Annotated in this window: 14 protein-coding genes and 1 tRNA gene; 2 read left to right on the top strand and 13 right to left on the bottom strand. The window is 42.1% G+C overall.

Annotated features, from left to right (window positions below; translation table 11 throughout):
• Positions 1–111: 111 nt before the first annotated feature.
• The 11 genes from H5183_RS04505 to rlmE all read right to left on the bottom strand — a co-directional run bounded on the left by H5183_RS04505 (position 112) and on the right by rlmE (position 19,128).
• Positions 112–822 carry a Crp/Fnr family transcriptional regulator gene (locus H5183_RS04505; RefSeq protein WP_182731030.1) on the bottom strand — a complete coding sequence of 237 codons (711 nt, stop codon included), beginning with the start codon at positions 820–822 and terminating at the stop codon, positions 112–114.
• Positions 823–1,288: 466 nt separating this feature from the next.
• Positions 1,289–3,007, bottom strand: a complete 1,719-nt coding sequence (locus H5183_RS04500) for a diguanylate cyclase domain-containing protein (protein ID WP_182731029.1) — start codon at positions 3,005–3,007, stop codon at positions 1,289–1,291.
• 101 nt (positions 3,008–3,108) lie between these two features.
• Entirely contained in the window at positions 3,109–11,700 is an 8,592-nt protein-coding gene (locus tag H5183_RS04495; protein ID WP_182731028.1) for a GH36-type glycosyl hydrolase domain-containing protein, read from the bottom strand.
• 203 nt (positions 11,701–11,903) lie between these two features.
• Positions 11,904–12,623 carry a Crp/Fnr family transcriptional regulator gene (locus tag H5183_RS21935; RefSeq protein ID WP_182731027.1) on the bottom strand — a complete coding sequence of 240 codons (720 nt, stop codon included), beginning with the start codon at positions 12,621–12,623 and terminating at the stop codon, positions 11,904–11,906.
• Positions 12,624–12,838: 215 nt separating this feature from the next.
• A tRNA-Leu gene (locus H5183_RS04485) sits at positions 12,839–12,923 on the bottom strand.
• 82 nt (positions 12,924–13,005) lie between these two features.
• The gene (gene secG / locus H5183_RS04480; protein ID WP_169019853.1) at positions 13,006–13,356 is read right to left on the bottom strand and encodes a preprotein translocase subunit SecG; all 351 of its coding nucleotides are present in this window, start codon (positions 13,354–13,356) and stop codon (positions 13,006–13,008) included.
• 1 nt (position 13,357) lies between these two features.
• A complete protein-coding gene (gene tpiA / locus H5183_RS04475; RefSeq protein ID WP_182731026.1) occupies positions 13,358–14,107 on the bottom strand; it encodes a triose-phosphate isomerase in 750 nt (249 codons plus the stop codon).
• Between the two features lie 72 nt (positions 14,108–14,179).
• Positions 14,180–15,529, bottom strand: coding sequence for a phosphoglucosamine mutase (gene glmM / locus H5183_RS04470; RefSeq protein WP_145239192.1), 1,350 nt, complete (start codon positions 15,527–15,529; stop codon positions 14,180–14,182).
• A gap of 2 nt (positions 15,530–15,531) precedes the next feature.
• The gene (gene folP, locus H5183_RS04465; protein WP_145239195.1) at positions 15,532–16,386 is read right to left on the bottom strand and encodes a dihydropteroate synthase; all 855 of its coding nucleotides are present in this window, start codon (positions 16,384–16,386) and stop codon (positions 15,532–15,534) included.
• Between the two features lie 102 nt (positions 16,387–16,488).
• Positions 16,489–18,432 (bottom strand): ATP-dependent zinc metalloprotease FtsH, encoded by a 1,944-nt coding sequence (gene ftsH, locus H5183_RS04460; RefSeq protein WP_145239198.1) that lies wholly within the window; start codon positions 18,430–18,432, stop codon positions 16,489–16,491.
• Between the two features lie 66 nt (positions 18,433–18,498).
• Complete coding sequence (rlmE, locus tag H5183_RS04455; RefSeq protein ID WP_145239201.1) at positions 18,499–19,128, bottom strand: 23S rRNA (uridine(2552)-2'-O)-methyltransferase RlmE; 630 nt, start codon at positions 19,126–19,128, stop codon at positions 18,499–18,501.
• 88 nt (positions 19,129–19,216) lie between these two features.
• On the opposite strand from rlmE, the gene yhbY reads away from it, so the two are divergent.
• On the top strand, positions 19,217–19,513 hold the full coding sequence (gene yhbY, locus H5183_RS04450) for a ribosome assembly RNA-binding protein YhbY (protein WP_016707974.1): 297 nt from the start codon (positions 19,217–19,219) through the stop codon (positions 19,511–19,513).
• Between the two features lie 93 nt (positions 19,514–19,606).
• On the opposite strand, the gene H5183_RS04445 is transcribed toward yhbY, so the two are convergent.
• Both H5183_RS04445 and H5183_RS04440 read right to left on the bottom strand, forming a co-directional pair.
• A complete protein-coding gene (locus tag H5183_RS04445; RefSeq protein ID WP_145239204.1) occupies positions 19,607–20,083 on the bottom strand; it encodes a histidine phosphatase family protein in 477 nt (158 codons plus the stop codon).
• Complete coding sequence (locus H5183_RS04440) at positions 20,080–21,258, bottom strand: serine hydrolase (protein WP_145239207.1); 1,179 nt, start codon at positions 21,256–21,258, stop codon at positions 20,080–20,082. Before H5183_RS04440 ends, H5183_RS04445 begins: the two co-directional genes overlap by 4 nt.
• A 116-nt stretch (positions 21,259–21,374) precedes the next feature.
• On the opposite strand from H5183_RS04440, the gene H5183_RS04435 reads away from it, so the two are divergent.
• Complete coding sequence (locus H5183_RS04435) at positions 21,375–22,178, top strand: hypothetical protein (protein WP_145239591.1); 804 nt, start codon at positions 21,375–21,377, stop codon at positions 22,176–22,178.
• Positions 22,179–22,263: the final 85 nt, after the last annotated feature.

The following is a 22,263-nucleotide window of genomic DNA, read 5'->3' as shown; positions in this document are numbered from 1 at the left end:
GTTTAAGGTGAGCTCATTTAACTATCTGTACGCTAGGGCACTTTACATGCTGAAATTTGTATCAATTGCGATTAAGGCGGTTAATAGGTGCTGAACATGTAAGATTAAAAATTATACCATGCTTGGAATTTCTCCTAATCTGTCTGTTTCCTTTTTAACCACTGCGTAACATTCACAACACAGCGTCTCAAGTTTGCATCTATCTGTCACCGTTATATGACCTCGCTTATAAGTGATCACGCCTAACTTTTGTAGTTTACCCGCAGCTTCAGTGACGCCTTCTCTTCTAACGCCTAGCATATTTGCAATTAACTCTTGAGTCATCGTTAGGTTATTGGTTCTCAGCCGATCGAGAGAGAGTAATAGCCATCGGCAAAGTTGTTGGTCAATCGAGTGATGACGATTACAAACCGCAGTTTGTGCCATTTGCGCAATTAATGTTTGGGTGTACCGTAATAGCAACATGCGAATTGTGGCATCATTATTAAATTCGCTACGTAATATCGCCGCTGGTAGGCAATACGCGTACCCTGCACTTTGTACAACCGCCCTTTTAGGAGTACTTTCTCCCCCCATAAAAACAGCAATTCCCACTAACCCTTCATTTCCGACAACTGATATTTCAGCTGATGAGCCATTTTCAGTCACATAAAGAAGCGAAACAATACAATCTATCGGAAAATACACACAAGTAAGATTTTGCCCAGACTCATATATCACCTTTCCCAAAGGCAACATGACGAGTTTAAGTTGAGGAAATACTTTATTTTTAGCTGCTAAAGGGAAGAAATTTAATAACTTGTTAGCGATTGGACTATTCATATTATTCCTTGAGCGCTTTATTATAGGCGCTCTTTATGCAGTAAACACTCAATGCAGAAGGCACTGAATGATTGCTACAACGTTATTATACTCTATCATCTTTTAGTATTTACTGATCTAGATTAGCCATTATAGTTTGCGGGTTATTTTATTTAGTGTGAACTCGCCTCAAAAGCTGATTTCTAAACATTATAAAGAATATTAATTGGACTATCGGCCATTATGTTTCCAGCTTAGCCGCTTATATAACTGATATGTGTGGAAAATGATTTGAACGTCATTTTTTAGCGTCTAACTTAAAATTAATATAACAAAATCGTTATGCCATTTTGTTAGCGAAAAGTAAATATACATCTTGCGCGCTAATCAGTGCTTTGCCAAGACAAATTATTAAATTTCGCTCATTACGTGCTGCTATTTATGGTTTCTAATTTTTATATTAAAATTTTAAATAAACTTCAATGGGTTAAGCTTGTTTAAAAATTTGATAGCCATCATGTCCTCGTGATTTTGCCTGATACATTGCTTTATCAGCATTATCGATAAGAACATCACTTAACTTTCCTTCACTAGCCAGTTGCGGATCCTCAATATCGTGATGGTAAATACGAATACCTATACTCATATGCACGGATATTTTTTTGCCATTAAGCTGATGCGGATTAATCAGCGTGTGAAGTAATTTACTGGTAAATGTTACAGCATCATCAGGGTGCTCTATTTCAGAGAGCAATATCAAAAACTCGTCACCACCTTGTCGACAGACAGTATCACTTTGTCTCACCGCATCAGTCATTCGGTTAGCAATCGAACAAAGCAACTTATCTCCTAATTCATGACCGTGTAGATCATTCACTTTTTTAAATAAATCAATATCTAAATAAAGTACCGCCAATCGCTTATTATGTCGTTTAGCTAACACGAGAGCCTGATTTAGCCGCTCCTGAAAAAGTAACCGGTTAGGTAATCCGGTTAGCGGATCATGCTGCGCTAAGTATTTCATTTTGATTGCTTTTAGTTGCGACTGCGAGATATCTCGAAATATAAAAACCACCCCAATGGTTTCACCAAGCTCATTAAAGATAGTGCGCGCAGATTCTTCAATTTGGATCTCAACACCGTCTTTACGCACTAATATACAATCGAACGGCCGTTGCTCTCGCTGACTTTGTGCAAGCGTCGACTTCGTGATAACCGCTGAAGCACACTCTTTAATCTTGAAAATATCACACAACAACAAACCAACAGCCTCACTGCAGTCCCAGCCAGTAAGTATTGATGCTGCTTGATTTAAATATAATACCTTGTCATTAATATCGGTGCTTAATATCGCATCACTCATAGCATCTAGGGTCAATTGTGCCGTAGTGGCGGGCAGTAAAACACGCCTAGTTTTAGTAACTGCAGCGGTTAACTTAGCTTTATTATCTCGTTTACTAAGCTTTTCTAGTGTAATTATGTAGCCATATGATTTTTTATTTTTTGCAATTGGCGTCGCGGTTACACGGACCTGACACAGCTGCTTACTTTGATAAATGATACACACATCAGAGCAAACAATTGTGTTATTTTTCTTAGCTGCTTGTAAATCAGTTAGTAAACGATTCTTATCATCATCATAGATTTGCGCCATCCAATGACAGCCTTGCGGTGTTGCTGCACTATATGCCGTTATGGTATTAAAAGCCTGATTGGTATAAATAATATTGCCGAACCAATCAGCAGCCATGATCCCGAGCAGTGAGCTGTCGCAAATTGCATGTAAGGTTTTAATACTGCGTTTTTGTAATTTTAAAGGCTGTGTTTGTAAAAGGCTAAAGCCCAACAACCGCATAAGCCAGTGATGCCCTAAACTATGCTTATCAATAAACCCATGTGCACCTTGAGCCATCGCTTGCGAGACAATTGCATTATCATTTGCGTTGCACAGTAACATAATAATCGTCTTCGCAGAGTTATGTCGAAGTTGATTTACAAACTCTGCGCTTTTAGCACTCGCTACTGATAAGTCTAACAACACAATATCAATCGAGCTACTATTTATTAGCTCAAGCGCTTTTGTTTGCTCTTTTGCATAAACCACTTTAAATACCCGGAGCTGTGAATAATACAAAGAGGTACGTATGCGTTTTGCTAAAGATGAATTCTGTGCAAGCAACAGCACTGTTATCGTCTTAATTATCATAGTTACCCTACGGATTGTTGGATTTTCAGTTTATCGCTCTGATGCCCTTAGGCGCTCGACTAATTAACCTGAGCTTCGGTTAATCAATCACTCTCCAGCGGCTAATGCTTATCTGACTTGACGCTCGCCGATATCGTCAAACGATGATAGCCGTCTTTGAGCTCCACACTCACCAATGACCCTTGGTTAGCTAATAAAATACCATTAAGCTCTGCATGCAATAGATTATTCGCAAGCGGTACTTGATTATTTACTGTTATATCAAGGTGGCTATTCGCGATTTTTATTGCAGCGCTAAATTCAGGCCAATGATCGGGGATACAGGGTTGAATAATTAAATTTTTACCCTCACGACGAATACCTAAAATACCTTCTAATCCCGCCTGATACATCCAACCAGCAGCACCGGTATACCAAGTCCAACCACCTCTGCCAATATAAGGTGAAATTGAATAGATATCAGCGGCTACGGCATAAGGTTCAACTTTATAACGTTGGACTTTTTCGCTATCGCTGGCGTGATTAATCGGGTTGACCATGGCAAATAAATCCACGGCTTTTTTACCTTCGCCCTGCTTAGCTAACGCTAAAATAAACCACATAGCAGCATGACTGTATTGACCACCATTCTCTCTTAAACCGGGAGGGTAACCTTTAATATATCCGGGATTATGAGTGGTTTGATCAAAAGGCGGGGTAAATAACAAGGCCAACCGTTCTTGCTGCTTGATAAGATGAGTTTCAACGGCAGACATGGCTGTCATGACTTTGTGTTGATCTGTCCCATTTGCTAATACCGCCCAAGATTGAGCAATAGAGTCGATTTGACATTCATCATTACTTTTTGACCCAAGCCAAGTACCATCATCAAATGTTGCTCGACGATACCACTGTCCATCCCATGCTTGTTCATCAATACAAATACGCACTTTTTCAGCATGTTCTTGCCAATGCTTGCCTCGTAGTCGATCCGCTTCAGTTTCTTGTTCGAGCGCATAAACGGCAAATAAGTCTATAGCACGTATCAACAGCCAGCCAAGCCATACACTCTCGCCCTTTCCAGCCACTCCTACTAAGTTCATGCCATCGTTCCAGTCGCCGGTTCCCATCAATGGCAGGCCATGCTCACCCGTTAACTGAATACTTTGATCCAGTGCGCGAGCACAATGTTCAAATAGACTGGCAGACTCTTCGCTAACATTCGGTTTAAAGTAGGCATCATGCTGCTCTTTGCCAAGCGGCTTGCCCTCTAAAAATGGGATAGCTTGCGTTAATATCGCTTTATCACCCGTTACTTTTATATAGTTTGCGGCTGCCAGTGCTAACCAAACGCGATCATCTGAGATATGAGTTCGTACCCCTTGTCCGGAATGCGGCAACCACCAATGTTGTACATCACCTTCAACAAACTGCCTACCCGCCGCACGTAAAATATGCGCTCTGGTTATTGCAGGCTGGCTTAAGGTTATGGCCATACCATCTTGCAGTTGGTCACGAAATCCATAAGCGCCACTGGCTTGATAAAAAGAAGATCTCGCCCATATTCGACACGCTATAGTTTGATACATCAGCCAGCCGTTGAGCATAATATCCATAGCGCGATCCGGGGTTTTTACCTGCACCTTATTTAATAGGGTGTGCCAATGGTTTTGTACACCGGCAAACACCTCATCCAGATCTCTTTGTCGGTAATTGCTAACCAATTCTAAGGCATGTTGCTCACAGTCGCCTTGGCCAATAAACATGATAACTTCACGGCTTTCACCATCAGCAAGCTCAATATCAGTTTGTAAAGCGCTGCAATGATCATAACCTGCACCAACAGTACCGGATAAAGATAGCTGCTGACTTAGAGCCCTTGGCGCTGCCTTAGTGCCATTGCGGCCAATAAATTCGCTCCTATCGGTTGTCCATGCGGTTTGCGCACCTGCCATATCAACAAAAGCAACACGTTTTGGAAATGCCATTCCCCACCGATTATGCAATAAAATTGTATTACTGTTTGCATCTAACGAGCTGGTAATAAAACAGTCAGAGGTACTACGCGATGTGCCAAGCACCCATTCAACATAAGCCGTTACTGACAGCCGACGTTTTCGACCTGACTCGTTGTGTATGGTTAATCGAGAGATTTTAATTGCATCGTCCAGTGGCACATAATGCAATAAATCTAATGATAGTCCGCTAACCTGATGCTTAAACCGACTAAAACCATAACCGTGATGTATTATATAACTGCCCTTGTCTTGTGAGGGCTGAGCCGTTGCAGTATAAATTTCACCACTGTCTTTATCACATACATAAGCAATCTCACCAATGGGGTCTGACACGGCATCATTTGACCAGGTGGTCAGTTGGTTTTCTCGGCTATTTTCTGACCACATATAGCCACTGCCTTCAGCCGAAACATGAAAACCAAAACTCGGGTTAGCAATAACATTGAGCCAAGGTGCAGGCGTGCATTCACCATTGTGCAAACGAATGACATATTCACGCCCATTATCAGCAAAACCGCCTAAACCGTTAAAAAACTCCAGCTCTGGTAAGTTCGCTTTTGGCAATTGTATATTCGCGTTTAACGTTCGTGGTTGATGATTTAGCATGCTAGTTACCGCGTGATTGCCCGTTTTTGCCGTACGCAGAAAAAATTGCTTATTTATAAAGCCATGGCGAGCGACTAAAACCACTCGGGCAATAGCATGCAGCATATCGCGAGTCTCGCTGTTTATCATGTCAGCACGAAATACATGCACTGCCCCAATGCTCTGCTCTGCCAAATAATCACGATTAAAAGATGGTCGAGATTGGCTACTACGCACAGCCGTCTCTATTGCATTATGTAAGTCTTGCATGTAACCCGATGGGTGTTCATTGATGATGACCAGATCGACCGCTAGACACTTCATTCGCCAGTATTCATGGGCCCGTAAAAGCTGCTTAACCTTTGCGATATCTTCAATATCATCAATTAATAACAACACGATGGGGAGATCACCAGAAATTGACTGCGCCCACAGTTCAGACTGACACTTAATCCCTTTTATGATGTCTGCTGATGACGCTTTAAAGCGCGGATCTGCATATAAAATTGGGGCTGCTAAGCGTTGAAAATCTGCCACCTCGGTATATTCAATACCTAAGTGACGAAGCTGTACTTGCGCTTGGGTCCAGGCCAGCGTTTTTGCTCTATCATAAGCATTAGCATCGTTGTGCCTGTCTATCATCGCTATTAGTTTTTCTTTGGACGGCGCCACCACGGTCCAAAATGCGATGTTCACGGCTCCTTGCGCAGGCACTTTAATACGATATCGTAAGGACAATATGGGATCCAGTACACACCCCACCGTATTTGATAGCTCCTTACTCGAAGAGCATGCGGTTAAAGTCATGGCTTGTGCACTGACTAAGTTATTACCACGCCCGATAAATTCGGCACGACTGGTTTCATATTGTGGCTCTGCCGTTATCTCCCCCTCTATAATCGCAAAATGGCCAACCCAAATATCAGCGTCATCTGCAGAGCGTTTGCGCCGCGTCGCGATAATCGCTTTATATTCTTGATTAAACTCGGTCTGCACGAACATTTTAGCAAATGCGGGATGGGCGTTATCATTCGCAGCTGTTGCAAGTACTAATTCTGCAAATGAGGTAAGCTCTATTTCATGACTGAAATGACCTTGATTGCTTATTGCTATTTTTCTTACTTCACCATCATCTTCCCCCGACACTAACACATCCATTGTGGTGGTTAAGTTTCCTTCTATTTTCATAAACCTTGCGTGATCTTCGCTAAAAACACACGGATTAAACTCACCACCAGAGCTCACAAAGGGTTGCGCAGTACTAGACCAGTGCTTGGCGGTTTCAACATCTCGTAGCAGAATAAATGAACCACTGGTATCACAGCTCGGATCGCTATGCCATCGCGTAATCGCAAAATTCCCCCAACGGCTATACCCTGTGCCGGTTGCCGTTAACATGACTGTATAGCGTCCATTTGATAATAGATGCGTGGTCGGCTCCACATCCATTGCAACCTTTATGTGCCTAACTGTATTCGCTTCACTGGCATCAACACTGGCAGATTCCCTGACTTCTTCAGCGCGAGGATGCCCTATTGCAACATCTCTGGGCATTCTTTCTTGCAACAGTAACTCACAGGCTTGAATACATGGCTCTCGATGAAAACGCGAACGCATTAAGCCATCGCGTAAACAATTTAAAATAGCGACAATGGTCATGCCCTGATGATGCGCCATAAAACTGCGAACAATGGCAACGTCGCTGCCCGACTGCACACGTGAAGGAGTAAAGTCTAACGCTTCAAAGAAACCATAACGCCCGCATGCTCCAATACTGTGTAGCCGTTGATAATTTTCTACCGCAGCAGCTGGATCAATCATACTTGCCAAGCCTGTTGCATAGGGGGCAATGACTCTATTTTCTGACAGCCCTCGCTTTAAGCCCAAACCTGGCACGCCAAAATTAGAGTATTGATAGGTAAATTCAATATCTCGGGCATTAAAACCTGACTCAGAGATCCCCCATGGGATCCCCAGTTGACTTGCGTAACTTTGTTGGCGTTCAACCACTAAGCGGTTGGTTTGTTCAAGTAAACTTCCTACTGGCGCTCGCATGATCAAAGACGGCATGAGGTATTCAAACATCGAGCCTGACCAAGAGATCAGTGCAGAGCCTTTACCTAATGGCGTTGCTGTGCGTCCTAAATGAAACCAATGTTTAGTCGCCACATCGCCTTTGGCAATAGCAAACAAGCTGGCTAATCTCGCTTCAGATGCCAGTAAATCATAACAGTTAGCGTCAAGACTATTGTCAGACTGCGAATAACCAATCGATAGCAACTTTCTTTCTTGATTAATTAAAAAAGCAAAGTTCATCCCGTTAGCCATCTCTCGCGCTGTTTTTGCTAATTTTTTCAGTTGGTGCATTAGGTTAACATCTGCTTGAGCCGAATAAACTTTCAATTGATGATCTTGTAATTGCTCACCAGCCAAGGTCGCTATAGCTTGCAGCCAAAACCTAATATCATCAAAGGTAGCATCCGCAGTTAACTCAAATATGGGGAGTTCGAAGGCGTGGTTAACTAATTTAATTATGCTAGGGCTGATATGCTCTATCGTACCCGCAGTATCAATCAGCGCGGTTATTTCGGCCACAATAGCATTCAGTACTTGGGAATCTTGTGAGTGAATTAAAGTATTCGTTGTAATGGCCTCACTCAGCAAGCGGAGATTATCTTGCATCCCCGTGTTGAAATGATGATCTGTGGTCATCTGTTGCCATTCATCTAAAGCGTTCGCCAAGGTGATCAAGTGGCCGGCAAAGTTACCACTGTCTACTGAGGAAACGTACGCTGGATTTAACGTTGCTAAGTTTTGGGTGGCATACCAATTATAAAAATGCCCTTTGCACTTAGCTAACTTATTAAGGGTGGCAAAGGTTGCTTCTAAACGACTAACGACAGCGTGCAGACCTATCCAACCAAAATCTCGCGCAGCAACGGCTGACAATAAATAAAGTCCAATATTAGTGGGAGATGTACGATGCGCGATCACCGGTTCTGGCTCTTGTTGGAAGTTGTCTGGCGGCAACATATTGTCTTCATCAGTCACAAAGGTTTCAAAATAGCGCCATGTTCGACGAGCGGTCAATCTAAGCATATCAGCATATGGTTCTGCGTGATTAAGGCCACCTGTCGCAATAGGGCGGCTACTGTAATAAGCTAATAGAGGAGCTGTTAGCCACAGTAATAGAAATGGCAACACAAGCGGCAAAGTCGCTGGCATATTGAACAGTATTGCAAAGCATATTAGCTGACTAACGAATGTGCCTTGGTACATTGTTTTATAAAAGCCAAGAATATTCAGTCGCGGATCACCATTGGATTGTGCCGAGCTGGTCCATTCTAATAGATGACTACGAGTGATAAATAAGCGGATCAATGTTCGCCCGATGGCATCCATGGCTCGCCAACTTTGATCAGGTAAAAATGCCACTTTAAAAAACACTTGTGCTGATGCTAGACGCAAATCACCAAACCACATTCGAATATGTTGACGAAATTCGACACTAGGTCTTGGTGGAATAAGTGAAAACAAACAGGGAGTAAATACTGGAATGGCAATGGTAGCTAATAATAAAACCGTACTTATTGCTGCTAATGGTAATGGCAATAGCCAGCATAACAGCAATGCCAAAAAGGTGATGGGTGCAATTAAAGAACGTCTTAGGTTGTCCAATAATTTCCAACGACCAACCCACGACACCGCATCTGCACCAGAAAATTTACCGAATATCCAAGGTAATAATTGCCAATCTCCTCTAATCCAGCGATGTTGCCGTTTTTCCAATACGTCGTAACGAGCTGGAAACTCTTCAACAACCTCAACATCCGACACCAGCGCCGCACGCGCAAATATACCTTCGAATAAATCATGGCTTAGCATTACATTTTCTTTTACGCGCCCAGCAAGGGCTGCTTCAAATGCATCAATATCATAAATGCCTTTTCCGGTATAAGAACCTTCGCCAAACAAGTCTTGATAAACATCTGAATTTGCCGCTGCGTAAGGATCCATTCCTCCCGGACTAGAAATAACACGTTGATAAAAAGACCCCTGTGCACCAATAGGCAATGAAGGCGTGACACGAGGTTGAATAATGCCATAACCGGCTTCAATCCGTTGTGTCTTAACATTAAGGCGAGGACGGTTAAGCGGATGCCCCATCCGGCTAATAAGCCGTAAGGTAGTTTCCCGCGGTAACCGCGTATCTGCATCAAGTGTGATCACATAGCGAACATTTTCTGGGACTTCTAATGTTCTGCCAGCTAAGGGGATAAAACTAGTATCAGTGGCTCCTCGCAGCAAACGGTTTAATTCATGTAATTTGCCTCGTTTGCGCTCCCACCCCATCCATTTATTTTCACTGGGGTTAAATTGTCTCCCCCGATACAGTAATAAAAATCGCTTACCCGCAGGACCGGATGGGTAAGTATGATTTAAACGGTCAATTTTTTCTGCCACTATTGTTAGCATTTGATTATCACTTTCTAACACTTGTTGATCGGCATCTAAACCATCAACTAATAATGCAAATGTTAAATCGCCGTCGACCCCACCTAAATAGTGCACTTGCAAACGCTCTACTTGTTGACAAAGATCGCTTGAATTAGTCAGTAATGTGGGCACTGCGACCAAAGTACGCAATGACGTTGGCACACCTGTTTTAAATTCAAGCCCAGGTAACGTGCCATTTCTTAGTCGCCAAGTTACCGAACGATTAATAATTGCGGTTGAAATTTCGGTGGCGGGTAAAAACCCGATAATTATTAATACTAAGAATAAATCGAGTGGCAACTGGCTAAAACCAAATAAAGAAATAGACCCAATAACTAATCCAAGTGCTAAAAGTAAAATTGATGCGGCATAACCTACTAAGCCGATTTTGATATGCAATCGGCTTAGCCAAAGCCCTAAATTAGGCCGAAATTTTAGTGATTGTTCAAACTGTGCTCTGCCTTTGTCGATTAAGTAATAACCCGGATCGCCAAGGCGCTCAGCTTCTTGCTGGTTGTGAGTATTTTTCTTTGCATCTCTGCCCGCCTGCAGTGCCAGTTTCGCGACCTTAATTTCAGAAAGCTTTGATCCACGCGACAATTGTTCAATGGCATTACGGTATAGGTTACGAGTAACCGCATCCATGTCACCAAATGCACTTGCACAACGCAATTTTTCATCAACGAGACTGACCTTTTCAAAAAGATCAGTCCAGTCCATATCGGTGATCAACCGCATACTGGTTATGATATTTCGAACCGTCACATTGGACGCACCTTCGCGTTGCTGCGAATGTTGAACTACATCATCAACGCTAAGGCCTTGTTCATTTAATTTTTGTTCTAACCATTTTAGCGCGGGAGTGATATGTGGGTCTTGATCGCGTAATCGTTTCGCAAGTTGTGCAGCAAAAACTTCCGATAAAGGGGCTGATGAACGCGCTTGGAGCTCAGCTAATAAAACAGTATCAGCGCTGCCGGACACCATAAGACGGTCAGTAAGCTGATCCGCATCATCACGGTCAATGCGCCCAACAGAAATTTGGTCAACAAGTCGACGTAAATTTTCAATTAATACTATACGCAACGTAATCGCCACGGCCCATAGTTCGCCAATGGTGAGAATATTGATGGTTTGATAGGCTTTTATAAACTTACAAAGGCTCTGCTCGTCAAAATGACTATCCGTGTGGGCAACATATGCCCACGCCAAACCAAAAACTCGTGGATACCCCGCGAAAGGGCCACTGGCTAGCTTTGGTAATTGGCGATAAAAGCCATCTGGTAGATCATCTCTGACTTCACGAATTTGTTGCTCAATTAAATGATAATTATCCAGTAGCCATTCCGCCGCCGGAACGACACTATGCCCTGCAGCCAATGCTTTGGCGTTAGCATGATAGGCTGCCAACAATACTGATGCATTTTGTTTGAGACGAACCTGTAATGATACAACTCTGGCAGTTGATTTTGACACTTCTTGTGCTTGAGCCAAACTGATTGCATGCTGCTCTAATCGCTCAACGCCGAAGAGTTCTTCGCGAACAGGCTGAACACTATTCCACGGTGGTTTTGCAAGTTGAGAGCAAAATAGTGAAGAAATGATATTTGACATAGTTGTCCCTAATTCTCTGCTGATTGGTGATCGCTAATTGAGAGTACTATTTTTAAAATGAGCTCATGTGTGTGAACAGCTTAACTTTCAGAGCCATACTTTCTGTGTTTCATTAGAGATAATGTAACTGGAAAATTTCTATGATTCGGTACGACAACGCACATAGTCACTATCTGTTGCGATATAGCGCAGAGCATTGTCTGCTATTTATAAATAGCTGATGTTTTTTGGTAACTATTCACCGCTGCAAAATAGCATTGACAGGATGACTGTTCGAGGCCAGCTCTGGACAAAATACTAATCTGTCCGCGGTTATAACTTATAATTCCCTGCTGCTGTAAATAACCTGCCGCAATCGTTACTGCACTGCGCCTTACACCCAGCATTTTCGCTAACAACTGATGTGTTAACTGCAGATGATCTGAATGAGTACGATCCTGTGTCATTAATAGCCATCGAGCAAGGCGTTGCTTCACTTCATGAGCGTTATTACATGCGCCCGTTTGAGCGAGTTGTTGCATCACCACGTAGAGATAGTTAAGTATTAATTTTCTCACTAGCGGATTGCTTTCTAACCTGTGATTAAATTTTGCGGCGTCCATTCGTAGCGCACGTCCTGAACTTTGGACGATCGACTTCATAGCAGCGTTTGAGTTTTCAAGCGCAAGCGTGGCACCTAGCATGCCCTCATTCCCAATTAATCCCATCGCAAAAGACTGTTTTTCGACAACCTCAATAAATAATGAAATACAGCCCGTTACTGGAAAATAAACATATTTTATCGCTTCATCAGCAATATTGAGTGTTTCGCCAAACAACAGCTCTACTGGCGTGCAATTTTCAACAAACCATTGGTATTCGAGTCTAGGTAAATAGTTTAATAAATGATTGCTTACAACTGGTAAGCTGCACGTTGCAGTCACTCAGGCCTCCAATGGATAAATCCATATATCAAAGAACGTAATAGTTATTGATAACTTGGACTAACCGTCGTTTTTCGTCTGTGCGCTACAGCGCTATACTTGAGGTGATGCTAATTTTAATAAACGGGGAAGCTAATCGAGGTGAGAGTCTGTGCTAATTGCAGACCACGAAAAGCAAAAAACCAGTAACATCGCTGTTACTGGTTCTTAAAAGATGGTGCGGTTGGGGGGACTTGAACCCCCACGCCCGAAAGCACTACCCCCTCAAGGTAGCGTGTCTACCAATTCCACCACAACCGCATTGTTAAAGCTTTCGCTTTAGGTGTTAAACATATGATTTATTTGAGGATGATAAATCGTTTAACGATACTTTTAATAAATATTAATTTGGTACGTCAGATTTCTCTTTCGTTGATGTTACTGGAACATCATCAGCTGCAGGAGCAATTGTTTCAACTGCTGGTGCTGCTTCTAGGTTTTCCCACTCATCAGTCTTTTTGATCTGACCTGCAGTTAAGTTACCTAGTACAATACTTAGCACAAAGAAAACACTGGCTAAGATTGTAGTTGTTTTTGTCATAAAGTTACCTGCACCTGACGAACCGAAAACGGTTGCAGAGGCACCAGCACCAAATGATGAACCCATGTCCGCGCCTTTACCTTGTTGAATTAAAACCATACCAACAAGCGCTAAAGCAACAACTAAATAAACTACTAATAAAATTTCGTACATCTTATACGGTCCCTTTTGCACTTTCGCAGATTGCAGTAAATAACTCTGCTTTTAGACTAGCGCCACCAATCAGGCCGCCGTCTATATCTGGTTGTGCAAATAATAATTCGCTATTTTTTTCATTTACGCTGCCACCATAAAGAATGGTCAGCCCTTGTGCTAAATCACTACTGTTAGCAGCAATTTTATCACGGATAAATTTGTGCACATGTTGTGCTTGTTCAGGCGATGCAGTCTTACCTGTGCCAATGGCCCAAACGGGCTCGTATGCTATCACAGAATCTTTCAGTGCTGCTATACCTAATTTATCAATTACTGCATCAATTTGTGCAGCAACGACTAATTCAGTTTGACCTTGTTCGCGTTGCTGTTCACTTTCACCAACACATAAGATAGGTGTTAAACCCACTTGTTGTGCACGAGCAAACTTAGCTGCAACAGTGTCATTGCTTTCGCCGTAGATACTACGACGTTCAGAGTGACCAACTAACGTATATTGGCAACCTAAATCTTTAATTAATTGTGCATCAACTTCACCAGTAAATGCACCCGGTTCATTTTCAGAAACCGTTTGTGCGCCAGTTGTTACACCTGTTGCTGTTAGCATAGGTAACAATGGGTAAGGTGGAAATACCACAACGTCTATCTCATCTGATTTTACGTTGTTGATAGCGTCAGATAATTGCTGTACTAACTCTTTCGAGCCGTTCATTTTCCAATTGCCTGCGACCATTGGCTTGCGTATTGCCATTTTTCCACTCCACATTAGAAAGCGGGCGAGATAGTAACTCGACTCGCCCAAAGTTACAAGAGGTTATTGTTCTTAATCAGTTTGTTTGCTCATAGATTCGACAACTGCAGCAATTTTTTGTGCACTATCAAGGACTATTTTCTCTTCTTCGGCTTCTACCATCACGCGAACAACCGGCTCAGTGCCAGATTTACGTAATAACACACGGCCTTTACCAGCAAGTTGTTTTTCAACATCAGCAACCGCAGCAATAACCTCTGGTGCAAGTGTTGGATCTGTGCCCGCTTTATAGCGCACATTAATCATCTTCATCGGGTATTTAACAAACCCTGCGCCAAGATCTTTTAGCGTACGATTTTGCGCCACCATAGCAGCCAAAACTTGTAGGCTTGAAATGATGCCATCACCGGTGCTGATCAAATCCAGATTCAATACATGCCCTGAGCTTTCACCGCCGATTTTCCAGCCTTTTTCTTGTAGTAATTCCATTACATAACGGTCACCCACTTTACTGCGAGCAAACTCAATACCTTTCGCTTTAAGCGCGTTTTCAAGACCCATATTAGACATTACCGTGCCAACAACACCACCGCCTAACATGTCATCATTGGCAGCTTGGCAGGCAATAATGTAAACAATATCATCACCATCAAAGACACGGCCATTGTGATCGACCATCATTACACGGTCGCCATCACCATCATAGGCAATGCCGACATCAGCATTATGTTCTAATACTTTGCGTTTTAATGCATCAACATGGGTAGCACCGCACTCTAGGTTGATGTTTACACCATTTGGCTCGCAAGCATGGCTGATTATCTGCGCGCCTAATTCACGCATTACTGATGGTGCGATATGATAAGTTGCACCATTGGCACAATCTAATACAATCTTTAAACCTTCTAACGACAGGCCTTGTGGGAATTGGCTTTTACAAAACTCAATATAACGGCCATCAGCGCTTTCTAAACGGCGGGCTTTACCTAGCTTATCAGATGCTACACAGGTCATTGGTTCATCAAGCATTGCTTCAATTTGTAGCTCTACTTCATCAGCTAACTTCAAACCTCGGCCACAAAAAAACTTAATGCCGTTGTCATGATATGGGTTATGAGATGCACTGATCACAATTCCAGCTTCAGCACGAAATGTTTGCGTTAAATACGCAACGGCTGGCGTCGGCATCGGGCCAAGTAACACCACATCGATACCTGCGGCGATCAAACCTGCTTCAAGTGATGTCTCTAACATATAACCAGAAATGCGAGTATCTTTACCAATAATGACTTTCTTAGTGCCATTTTTTGATAGTACCTTGCCTGCAGCCCAACCTAATTTAAGTGCAAATTCTGGTGTAATTGGGTATTCACCCACCATGCCACGTACACCATCGGTGCCAAAATACTTTCTTTCTTTCATTTTTAAATTCCTTGTTCGCAAGCTTGCCACACGCCAAGCACATCTGCGGTTTCTTTTACATCATGTACACGAATAATTTTTGCGCCATTTTGCGCTGCAATTAATGCCCCTGCTAAACTGCCAGCAAGGCGCTCGTTTGTTTGTCTATTTAATAAGTTGCCAATCATTGATTTGCGCGATAGTCCTGCTAAAACAGGTAAACCAAAGTGGTTAAATTCATTAAACCGCGCCAGTAATTGGTAGTTGTGACTGAGGGTTTTACCAAAGCCAAACCCGGGGTCTAAAATAAGTTGCTGGCGCTGAATACCCGCTGTTTTACAGGCATTGATCCGCTGTACAAAAAAATCATTTATATCACTGAATAAATCATCGTAATGTGGAGAGTTTTGCATACTTCGAGGTTGGCCTTGCATGTGCATTAAACACACCGCAACGTCAGGATACTGAGCAACTGTTACCAGTGCGTTTGGCTCTTGTAAAGCACGCACATCATTAACAATATCAGCACCAGCTAGAATAGCTTGACGCATTACTTCACTTTTACTGGTATCAATCGAAATGATGCAATCATTAACGGCGCTATCACTGTGAGCACGAATTGCCTCGATTGCGGGTATTACTCTGGCTAATTCATCCTCAAGGCTAACATCAGGCGCACCAGGACGTGTTGATTCGCCACCAATATCTAATATGGTAGCACCATCTGCGAGTAACTTTTGAGCTTGTATGACAGCGCTGTCTGTTTGATAGTAGCGCCCGCCATCTGAAAAAGAGTCAGGAGTGACATTCAAGATCCCCATTATAACTGGGGTGTCGAGGTGTAAACTGCGACCTCTAGGTAACTTAACTGTGGTCATCTATCACCTTCAATACATCCATTGCATTGATATATATACTTTATTTAACCAGTTACAAAAAAGCCCCGACAATCGGGGCTTTTCGTTTAGCTATTTTAACTGTTATTCAGCTTTATCATCAAGATTTGTTTCATCTTTTTGAGCTGGCTTGTCGTCTTTTTCAGCAACTGGCTCTGCTTTGCTCTCTTCAACTGCTGGTTTTTTATCAGCAGTATCACGGCGGTCATGCGCATCACGTGGTTCACGTACAGGCTGACGTGCCATTAGATCATCAATTTGCTTAGCATCAATCGTTTCATATTTCATTAATGCATCTTTCATTGAATGCAGAATATCAATATGATCTTTCAAGATTTGCTCAGCGCGTTGATAGTTGCGATCTGAGAACAAACGAACTTCAGCATCAATTACTTTTGCCGTTTCATCCGACATGCTCATGGCACGACCACCGCCGCCACCCATGTACATCTCATTTTGATCTTCAGCGTATAGTAATGGCCCTAATTTTTCACTTAGGCCCCACTGTGTAACCATTTTACGCGCAATGTCAGTAGCACGTTCAATATCGTTACTAGCACCAGTAGTTACTTTATCTTCACCATAAATCAGCGCTTCAGCAATTCGGCCACCATATAAGCTTGAAATCATTGATTCCAATAGCTCTTTAGAGTGACTAACACGGTCTTGCTCTGGTAAATACATCGTTACACCAAGGGCACGGCCACGTGGAATAATCGATACTTTATAAACAGGATCGTGCTCTGGTACTATGCGGCCAACAATTGCATGTCCGGCTTCATGATACGCAGTCATTTCTTTTTCTTTCTCGCTCATCACCATGGTCTTGCGCTCTGCGCCCATCATGATTTTATCTTTAGCAGCATCAAATTCAGCCATGCTAACAACACGTTTATTACCACGTGCAGCATATAGAGCCGCTTCATTGACTAAGTTTGCAAGATCAGCACCAGAAAATCCCGGTGTACCACGCGCAATAACAGAAGCTTCTACGTTATCGCCTAATGGCACTTTTCGCATATGTACTTTAAGGATCTGTTCACGGCCACGGATATCAGGTAAGCCAACCACTACTTGGCGGTCAAAACGACCAGGACGAAGTAATGCTGGATCAAGTACATCTGGGCGGTTAGTCGCGGCAATAACGATAATACCTTCATTGCCTTCAAAGCCATCCATCTCTACTAGCATTTGGTTAAGTGTTTGCTCACGCTCATCGTGACCACCACCCATACCTGCGCCACGTTTACGGCCTACGGCATCAATTTCATCGATAAAGATGATACATGGCGCTGCTTTTTTCGCTTGCTCAAACATATCACGAACACGCGAAGCACCCACACCAACGAACATCTCAACAAAGTCTGAACCTGAAATCGTAAAGAATGGTACTTTTGCTTCACCAGCAACGGCCTTAGCAAGCAAGGTTTTACCCGTACCTGGAGGACCAACCATTAATACGCCTTTAGGAATACTACCGCCAAGTTTTTGGAATTTAGATGGATCACGTAAGAAATCAACAAGCTCTGTTAGATCGTCTTTAGCTTCATCACAACCGGCAACATCTGCGAAGGTGGTTTTAATTTGGTCTTCACTCATTAAGCGTGCTTTACTCTTGCCAAACGACATAGCACCTTTGCCACCGCCGCCTTGCATTTGACGCATGAAGAAAATCCATACCCCAATTAGTAATAACATTGGGAACCATGAAATTAAGATGCTCGCTAAGAATGATTGCTCTTCTGGCTTCACACCTTTTACATTCACATCACTTTTTAATAAGTCATTAAGAATGTCTTTATCATAAATAGGCATGATCGTTTGAAAGCGATCGCCATTGGTTTTAGTGCCAGTAATTGTGCCACTGGTACTTTCGATTGCCACTTCTTGTATAGCGCCACTTCGGGCATCTTTTACAAATTGACTGTAACTAGTTTGACGGTCTGTTTGATCGCCACCATTAAAGCTCTGAAATACTGACATTAGCACAACTGCAATGACCAGCCAGAGTATTAGATTTTTCGCCATATCGCTCAAGGGGTTAACCTCTTGTATCCAATTAATTTAAATTCAACTAAACGCCTGACAACTGTACTACAGTTTGTAGCCTGTCGCTACTATATATACTTCACGTGATCGCGCACGTGAGGCGTCGGGTTTACGGATTTTTACAGTTTTAAAGCTATCACGCACTGTTTTTAAGAATTCATCAAAGCCTTCACCTTGGAATACTTTAACAACAAATGCACCATTTTTCTTTAAAACTTGGCTACACATATCTAATGCTAATTCCACTAAATACATGCTTCCAGCTTGGTCAACGGAGCTATTACCACTCATGTTTGGTGCCATATCAGAGAGCACCACATCAACATTTTTACCATTAATGCGATTTAATAACGCATCTAAAACAGCTTCTTCTCGGAAATCTCCTTGCAAAAAATCAACGCCGGCCAATGAATCCATAGGTAATATATCACAAGCGATCACCTGCCCTTTATCGCCTACTTTTTCTGCTAAATACTGTGACCAGCTTCCCGGCGCAGCTCCCAAATCAACAACAGTCATGGCTGGGCGTAGTAATTTATCTTTATTTTGGATCTCGTCGAGTTTAAAAATCGCACGAGAGCGCCAACCTTTCTTTTGTGCCTCGTGAACATAAGGATCATCAAAATGTTCCTTCAACCATCGCTGTGAACTGGCCGAAAGTTTCTTATTCGTCATAAATTAACACGCAACTAATTAGTAATATTCTCTAGATGGCGTTAGAATACCCTTAATTCAAGCCATATTCAGCAAAATTTGTAACAACATGAAATTATCGAACAAACAAAAGCAGTTTTTAAAAGGTCAAGCACACTCTCTAAAACCAGTTGTACTTCTTGGTTCTAACGGTTTAACTGAAGGTGTATTAGTTGAAATTCAAAGCGCTCTAGAAATCCACGAACTTATTAAAGTAAAAGTACCTACTGATGACCGTGAGACTAAAGCACTGATTTTTGAAGCTATTATTCGTGAAACCGGTGCTGAGAAATTACAGTCAATCGGCCACACCCTTGTGCTTTATCGCCAAAGCGAAGAAAAGAAGATCCAATTACCACGTAATTAATTTTCTATTCCGCTATAAAAAAACCAGCAATTGCTGGTTTTTTTATATCTGCGACGCAACTGCAATAAATTGTAAATAAATATATTACATTGCTCAAAAATTCATCTTCATATCACTCAACTGATAACCTTGCGCTTCGCTTTGTAAGATAAAATAGCGGTTAAATTCAGTTTCAGGCATCTTTTCAACATCTATTTGCGCTATTAATTTTGCCAATTCTGGCGTGGTATTACTATGGCCTACAATCACCACTACGCCATCTTGCGCTAAAACAGTGTGTTTAAATGCGGCTAAGTCACGAGGGTCGTAGCTTTGAATTGTAATATTAAAATGTTCAGCAATAGGAGTTGCGGTCTCGATAGTGCGATTATAGTCCGTACTAAAAACTGCTGTTGGCTGGACTTTACTAAGCAGACTCACTAACTGCTGCGCCCGTTGCTTGCCGGCATCCGTAAGATGGGGATCGTTGCCTGTTAATTTTTCACTATGGCGAAACAAAAAAATACTTTGCGGTGCTGCTGTTAAATTCGCAGTAAACAGTAATATTAAGCTCGCTAAAATATAGTTCATTTGTCTTCCTCTTTATACATTGCTAGTTGTTGTGAGCGTTTGAATAGCAACACACGATCAATAAACTCTGTCGTTAATTCATTAATGATACCGGTTTCGGCGTTAAGGATCAGACTGAAACCTATGTTTAAGTGCGGTATTACTACAAGGTCACTGCGATATCCTTGCACCCAGCCGCTATGATAGTAAATGGTTTCATTATCATATTCGTAAACCCGCCAGCCTAAGCCATAATAGGCCTCGCTAAGGTGCTTTTTCCACACTCGACGCCGTAACTCTTTTTTTGTATGCGTATAAGGACGAGTTTGACTGGCTAGCACTGCACTGGATAATACCGTTGGGTAATATCCTAACTGCGCTTTTAACCAAATAGCCATATCACTGGCACTAGCATTAACGCCGGCTGCGGGAAGTACCTTGTAATAATTTTTTTTCAATTTTGCGGTATGCCAGCGTTTGCGCCCTCTTACATGGGGATGAGCATAATTATCATCTGTTACCATCGCTGTATAACCCAGACTTGCATCATTCATATTTAATGGTGAAAATATAAATTCACTCATCCACCGAGAGTAATCCAATTTAGTACTGCTTTTGATCACTTCAGCAATTAAGCTAAACATCACATTTTGATAGCCATAGCACTGCCCTGGCTGGCAAATAGGTTCCACACTCAACAACTTTTGCACTATATCAGGGTAACTCATTCTTGATTCAATCAAGTTATCATACGCATTAGGTACTAAACCGCTGGAGTGACTGAGTAAGTGAAAAACTTTTAAATTATTTTTGTAATCCGTATTGGCGAAGGCTGGAATAAATTTACTGACAGGGTCGTCTAAAGAAAACTTCCCCTCATTGGCTAACTTTGCACTGAGTGAGCCTGCAAACGTTTTAGATACCGATGCTAAGCGAAACCGAGTATGGGCATTGACTGCTAAGCCCTTATTTAGCTTTGTTACCCCAAACCCTTGTATATGCGTATCATCAGGGCCATTAACTATCGACAACGCAGCCCCTGGGATCCCTTTGCTTTTTAATTTATGTTCGAGATGTTGTGTGTAATCATTGACAAATTCTTGCCACTGTTGCTCGCTGGCATGAACCTGCGATTGAAATAACACTAACGTGATAACGAAAAAAAAGGAGTTGATTAACGACACAAAGGACTTCATTTTTTATTATTTTTATCTAGATTAAGACATTCTTAGCTTTATAATACCATGAAGTTTTATTAAGACTAACGTACAATATTCCGATTATCGAGCTTTCAAAGGGTTTTACAGTGTTTATACGTTATTTATCAATAGTTTTTTTCACTTTCATTACAACAGCTTGTGTGACTGCGCCGCCACCTGCTGCGCCTTTAGAAATGCCACTCAAGCCGCAATTAAAAAGCCAAAGCTATCAAGTAGCCTATGAAACCGAACATGCTTCACCGAAAGTAAAATCAGTACAATTACCAGCGCATAAAATTACTCGTAACCAAACTGTGCAAGTTATTGCCGATAAAGCAAGTGTCACTGATACCCTATTTAAACAAATAACTGATGCATTAACGACTATGAACTTACGTGTCGTTGATCAAGGTAATAGTGATTATACCCTAGCTATACACCAGCTAGAGCTCAACTTTATTGAAGATACCGAATATCAAATACAACCACCAAATAAAGCGTATCCTTTATTTGCGCAAATAACACAACTGTATCCGATCCAACAATGCTCAACCATCAATGCAGAGGTTAGCATGCGCCTGATCCATCGTGCATCGGGTGATGTAGTGTGGTTTGGAAAATCCTCAATCGACAGTGCGAGCTTCCATCGCGAACCACTTATTTACAGCTTCAGTGATGAACAAGTGATCAGTAATGAACTTGAAGTAGCCACTTTTATCCATCAACAAAATACTGATCAAGCACGTCTTGCCCGCGCCAATCAGGAGATCAGTATACCAAGCTATAAAACCATTTCAAAAATGACCAGCTTAACTAAACTTCAAGGACCGTGTAATCGCACTGAAGTGAGTGCTCTAACACCAATGATGCACTATTATCTAAGTAGTATTTTGATCGATAAAATAAAAGTACACTAAGTCAATGTCCACAGAATGACTACTGGCTACAATTTTTTACAGATCAAAGGAACTCTTTGACAATATAATACACTTAACAACTGCT

It is taken from the genome of Pseudoalteromonas sp. SR44-8 (assembly GCF_014163635.1).
GTDB classification, from domain to species: Bacteria; Pseudomonadota; Gammaproteobacteria; order Enterobacterales; family Alteromonadaceae; genus Pseudoalteromonas; species Pseudoalteromonas rhizosphaerae.
Note: the sequence above shows the minus strand (reverse complement) of the source record. Positions and strands in the feature narration are given on the sequence as shown.

Coding starts and splice junctions, on each gene's coding strand:
- H5183_RS04505 (WP_182731030.1), bottom strand. CDS start 822: ATGAATAGTCCAATCGCTAACAAGTTATTAAATTTCTTCCCTTTAGCA.
- H5183_RS04500 (WP_182731029.1), bottom strand. CDS start 3,007: ATGATAATTAAGACGATAACAGTGCTGTTGCTTGCACAGAATTCATCT.
- H5183_RS04495 (WP_182731028.1), bottom strand. CDS start 11,700: ATGTCAAATATCATTTCTTCACTATTTTGCTCTCAACTTGCAAAACCA.
- secG (WP_169019853.1), bottom strand. CDS start 13,356: ATGTACGAAATTTTATTAGTAGTTTATTTAGTTGTTGCTTTAGCGCTT.
- tpiA (WP_182731026.1), bottom strand. CDS start 14,107: ATGGCAATACGCAAGCCAATGGTCGCAGGCAATTGGAAAATGAACGGC.
- glmM (WP_145239192.1), bottom strand. CDS start 15,529: ATGAAAGAAAGAAAGTATTTTGGCACCGATGGTGTACGTGGCATGGTG.
- folP (WP_145239195.1), bottom strand. CDS start 16,386: ATGACCACAGTTAAGTTACCTAGAGGTCGCAGTTTACACCTCGACACC.
- ftsH (WP_145239198.1), bottom strand. CDS start 18,432: ATGGCGAAAAATCTAATACTCTGGCTGGTCATTGCAGTTGTGCTAATG.
- rlmE (WP_145239201.1), bottom strand. CDS start 19,128: ATGACGAATAAGAAACTTTCGGCCAGTTCACAGCGATGGTTGAAGGAA.
- yhbY (WP_016707974.1), top strand. CDS start 19,217: ATGAAATTATCGAACAAACAAAAGCAGTTTTTAAAAGGTCAAGCACAC.
- H5183_RS04445 (WP_145239204.1), bottom strand. CDS start 20,083: ATGAACTATATTTTAGCGAGCTTAATATTACTGTTTACTGCGAATTTA.
- H5183_RS04440 (WP_145239207.1), bottom strand. CDS start 21,258: ATGAAGTCCTTTGTGTCGTTAATCAACTCCTTTTTTTTCGTTATCACG.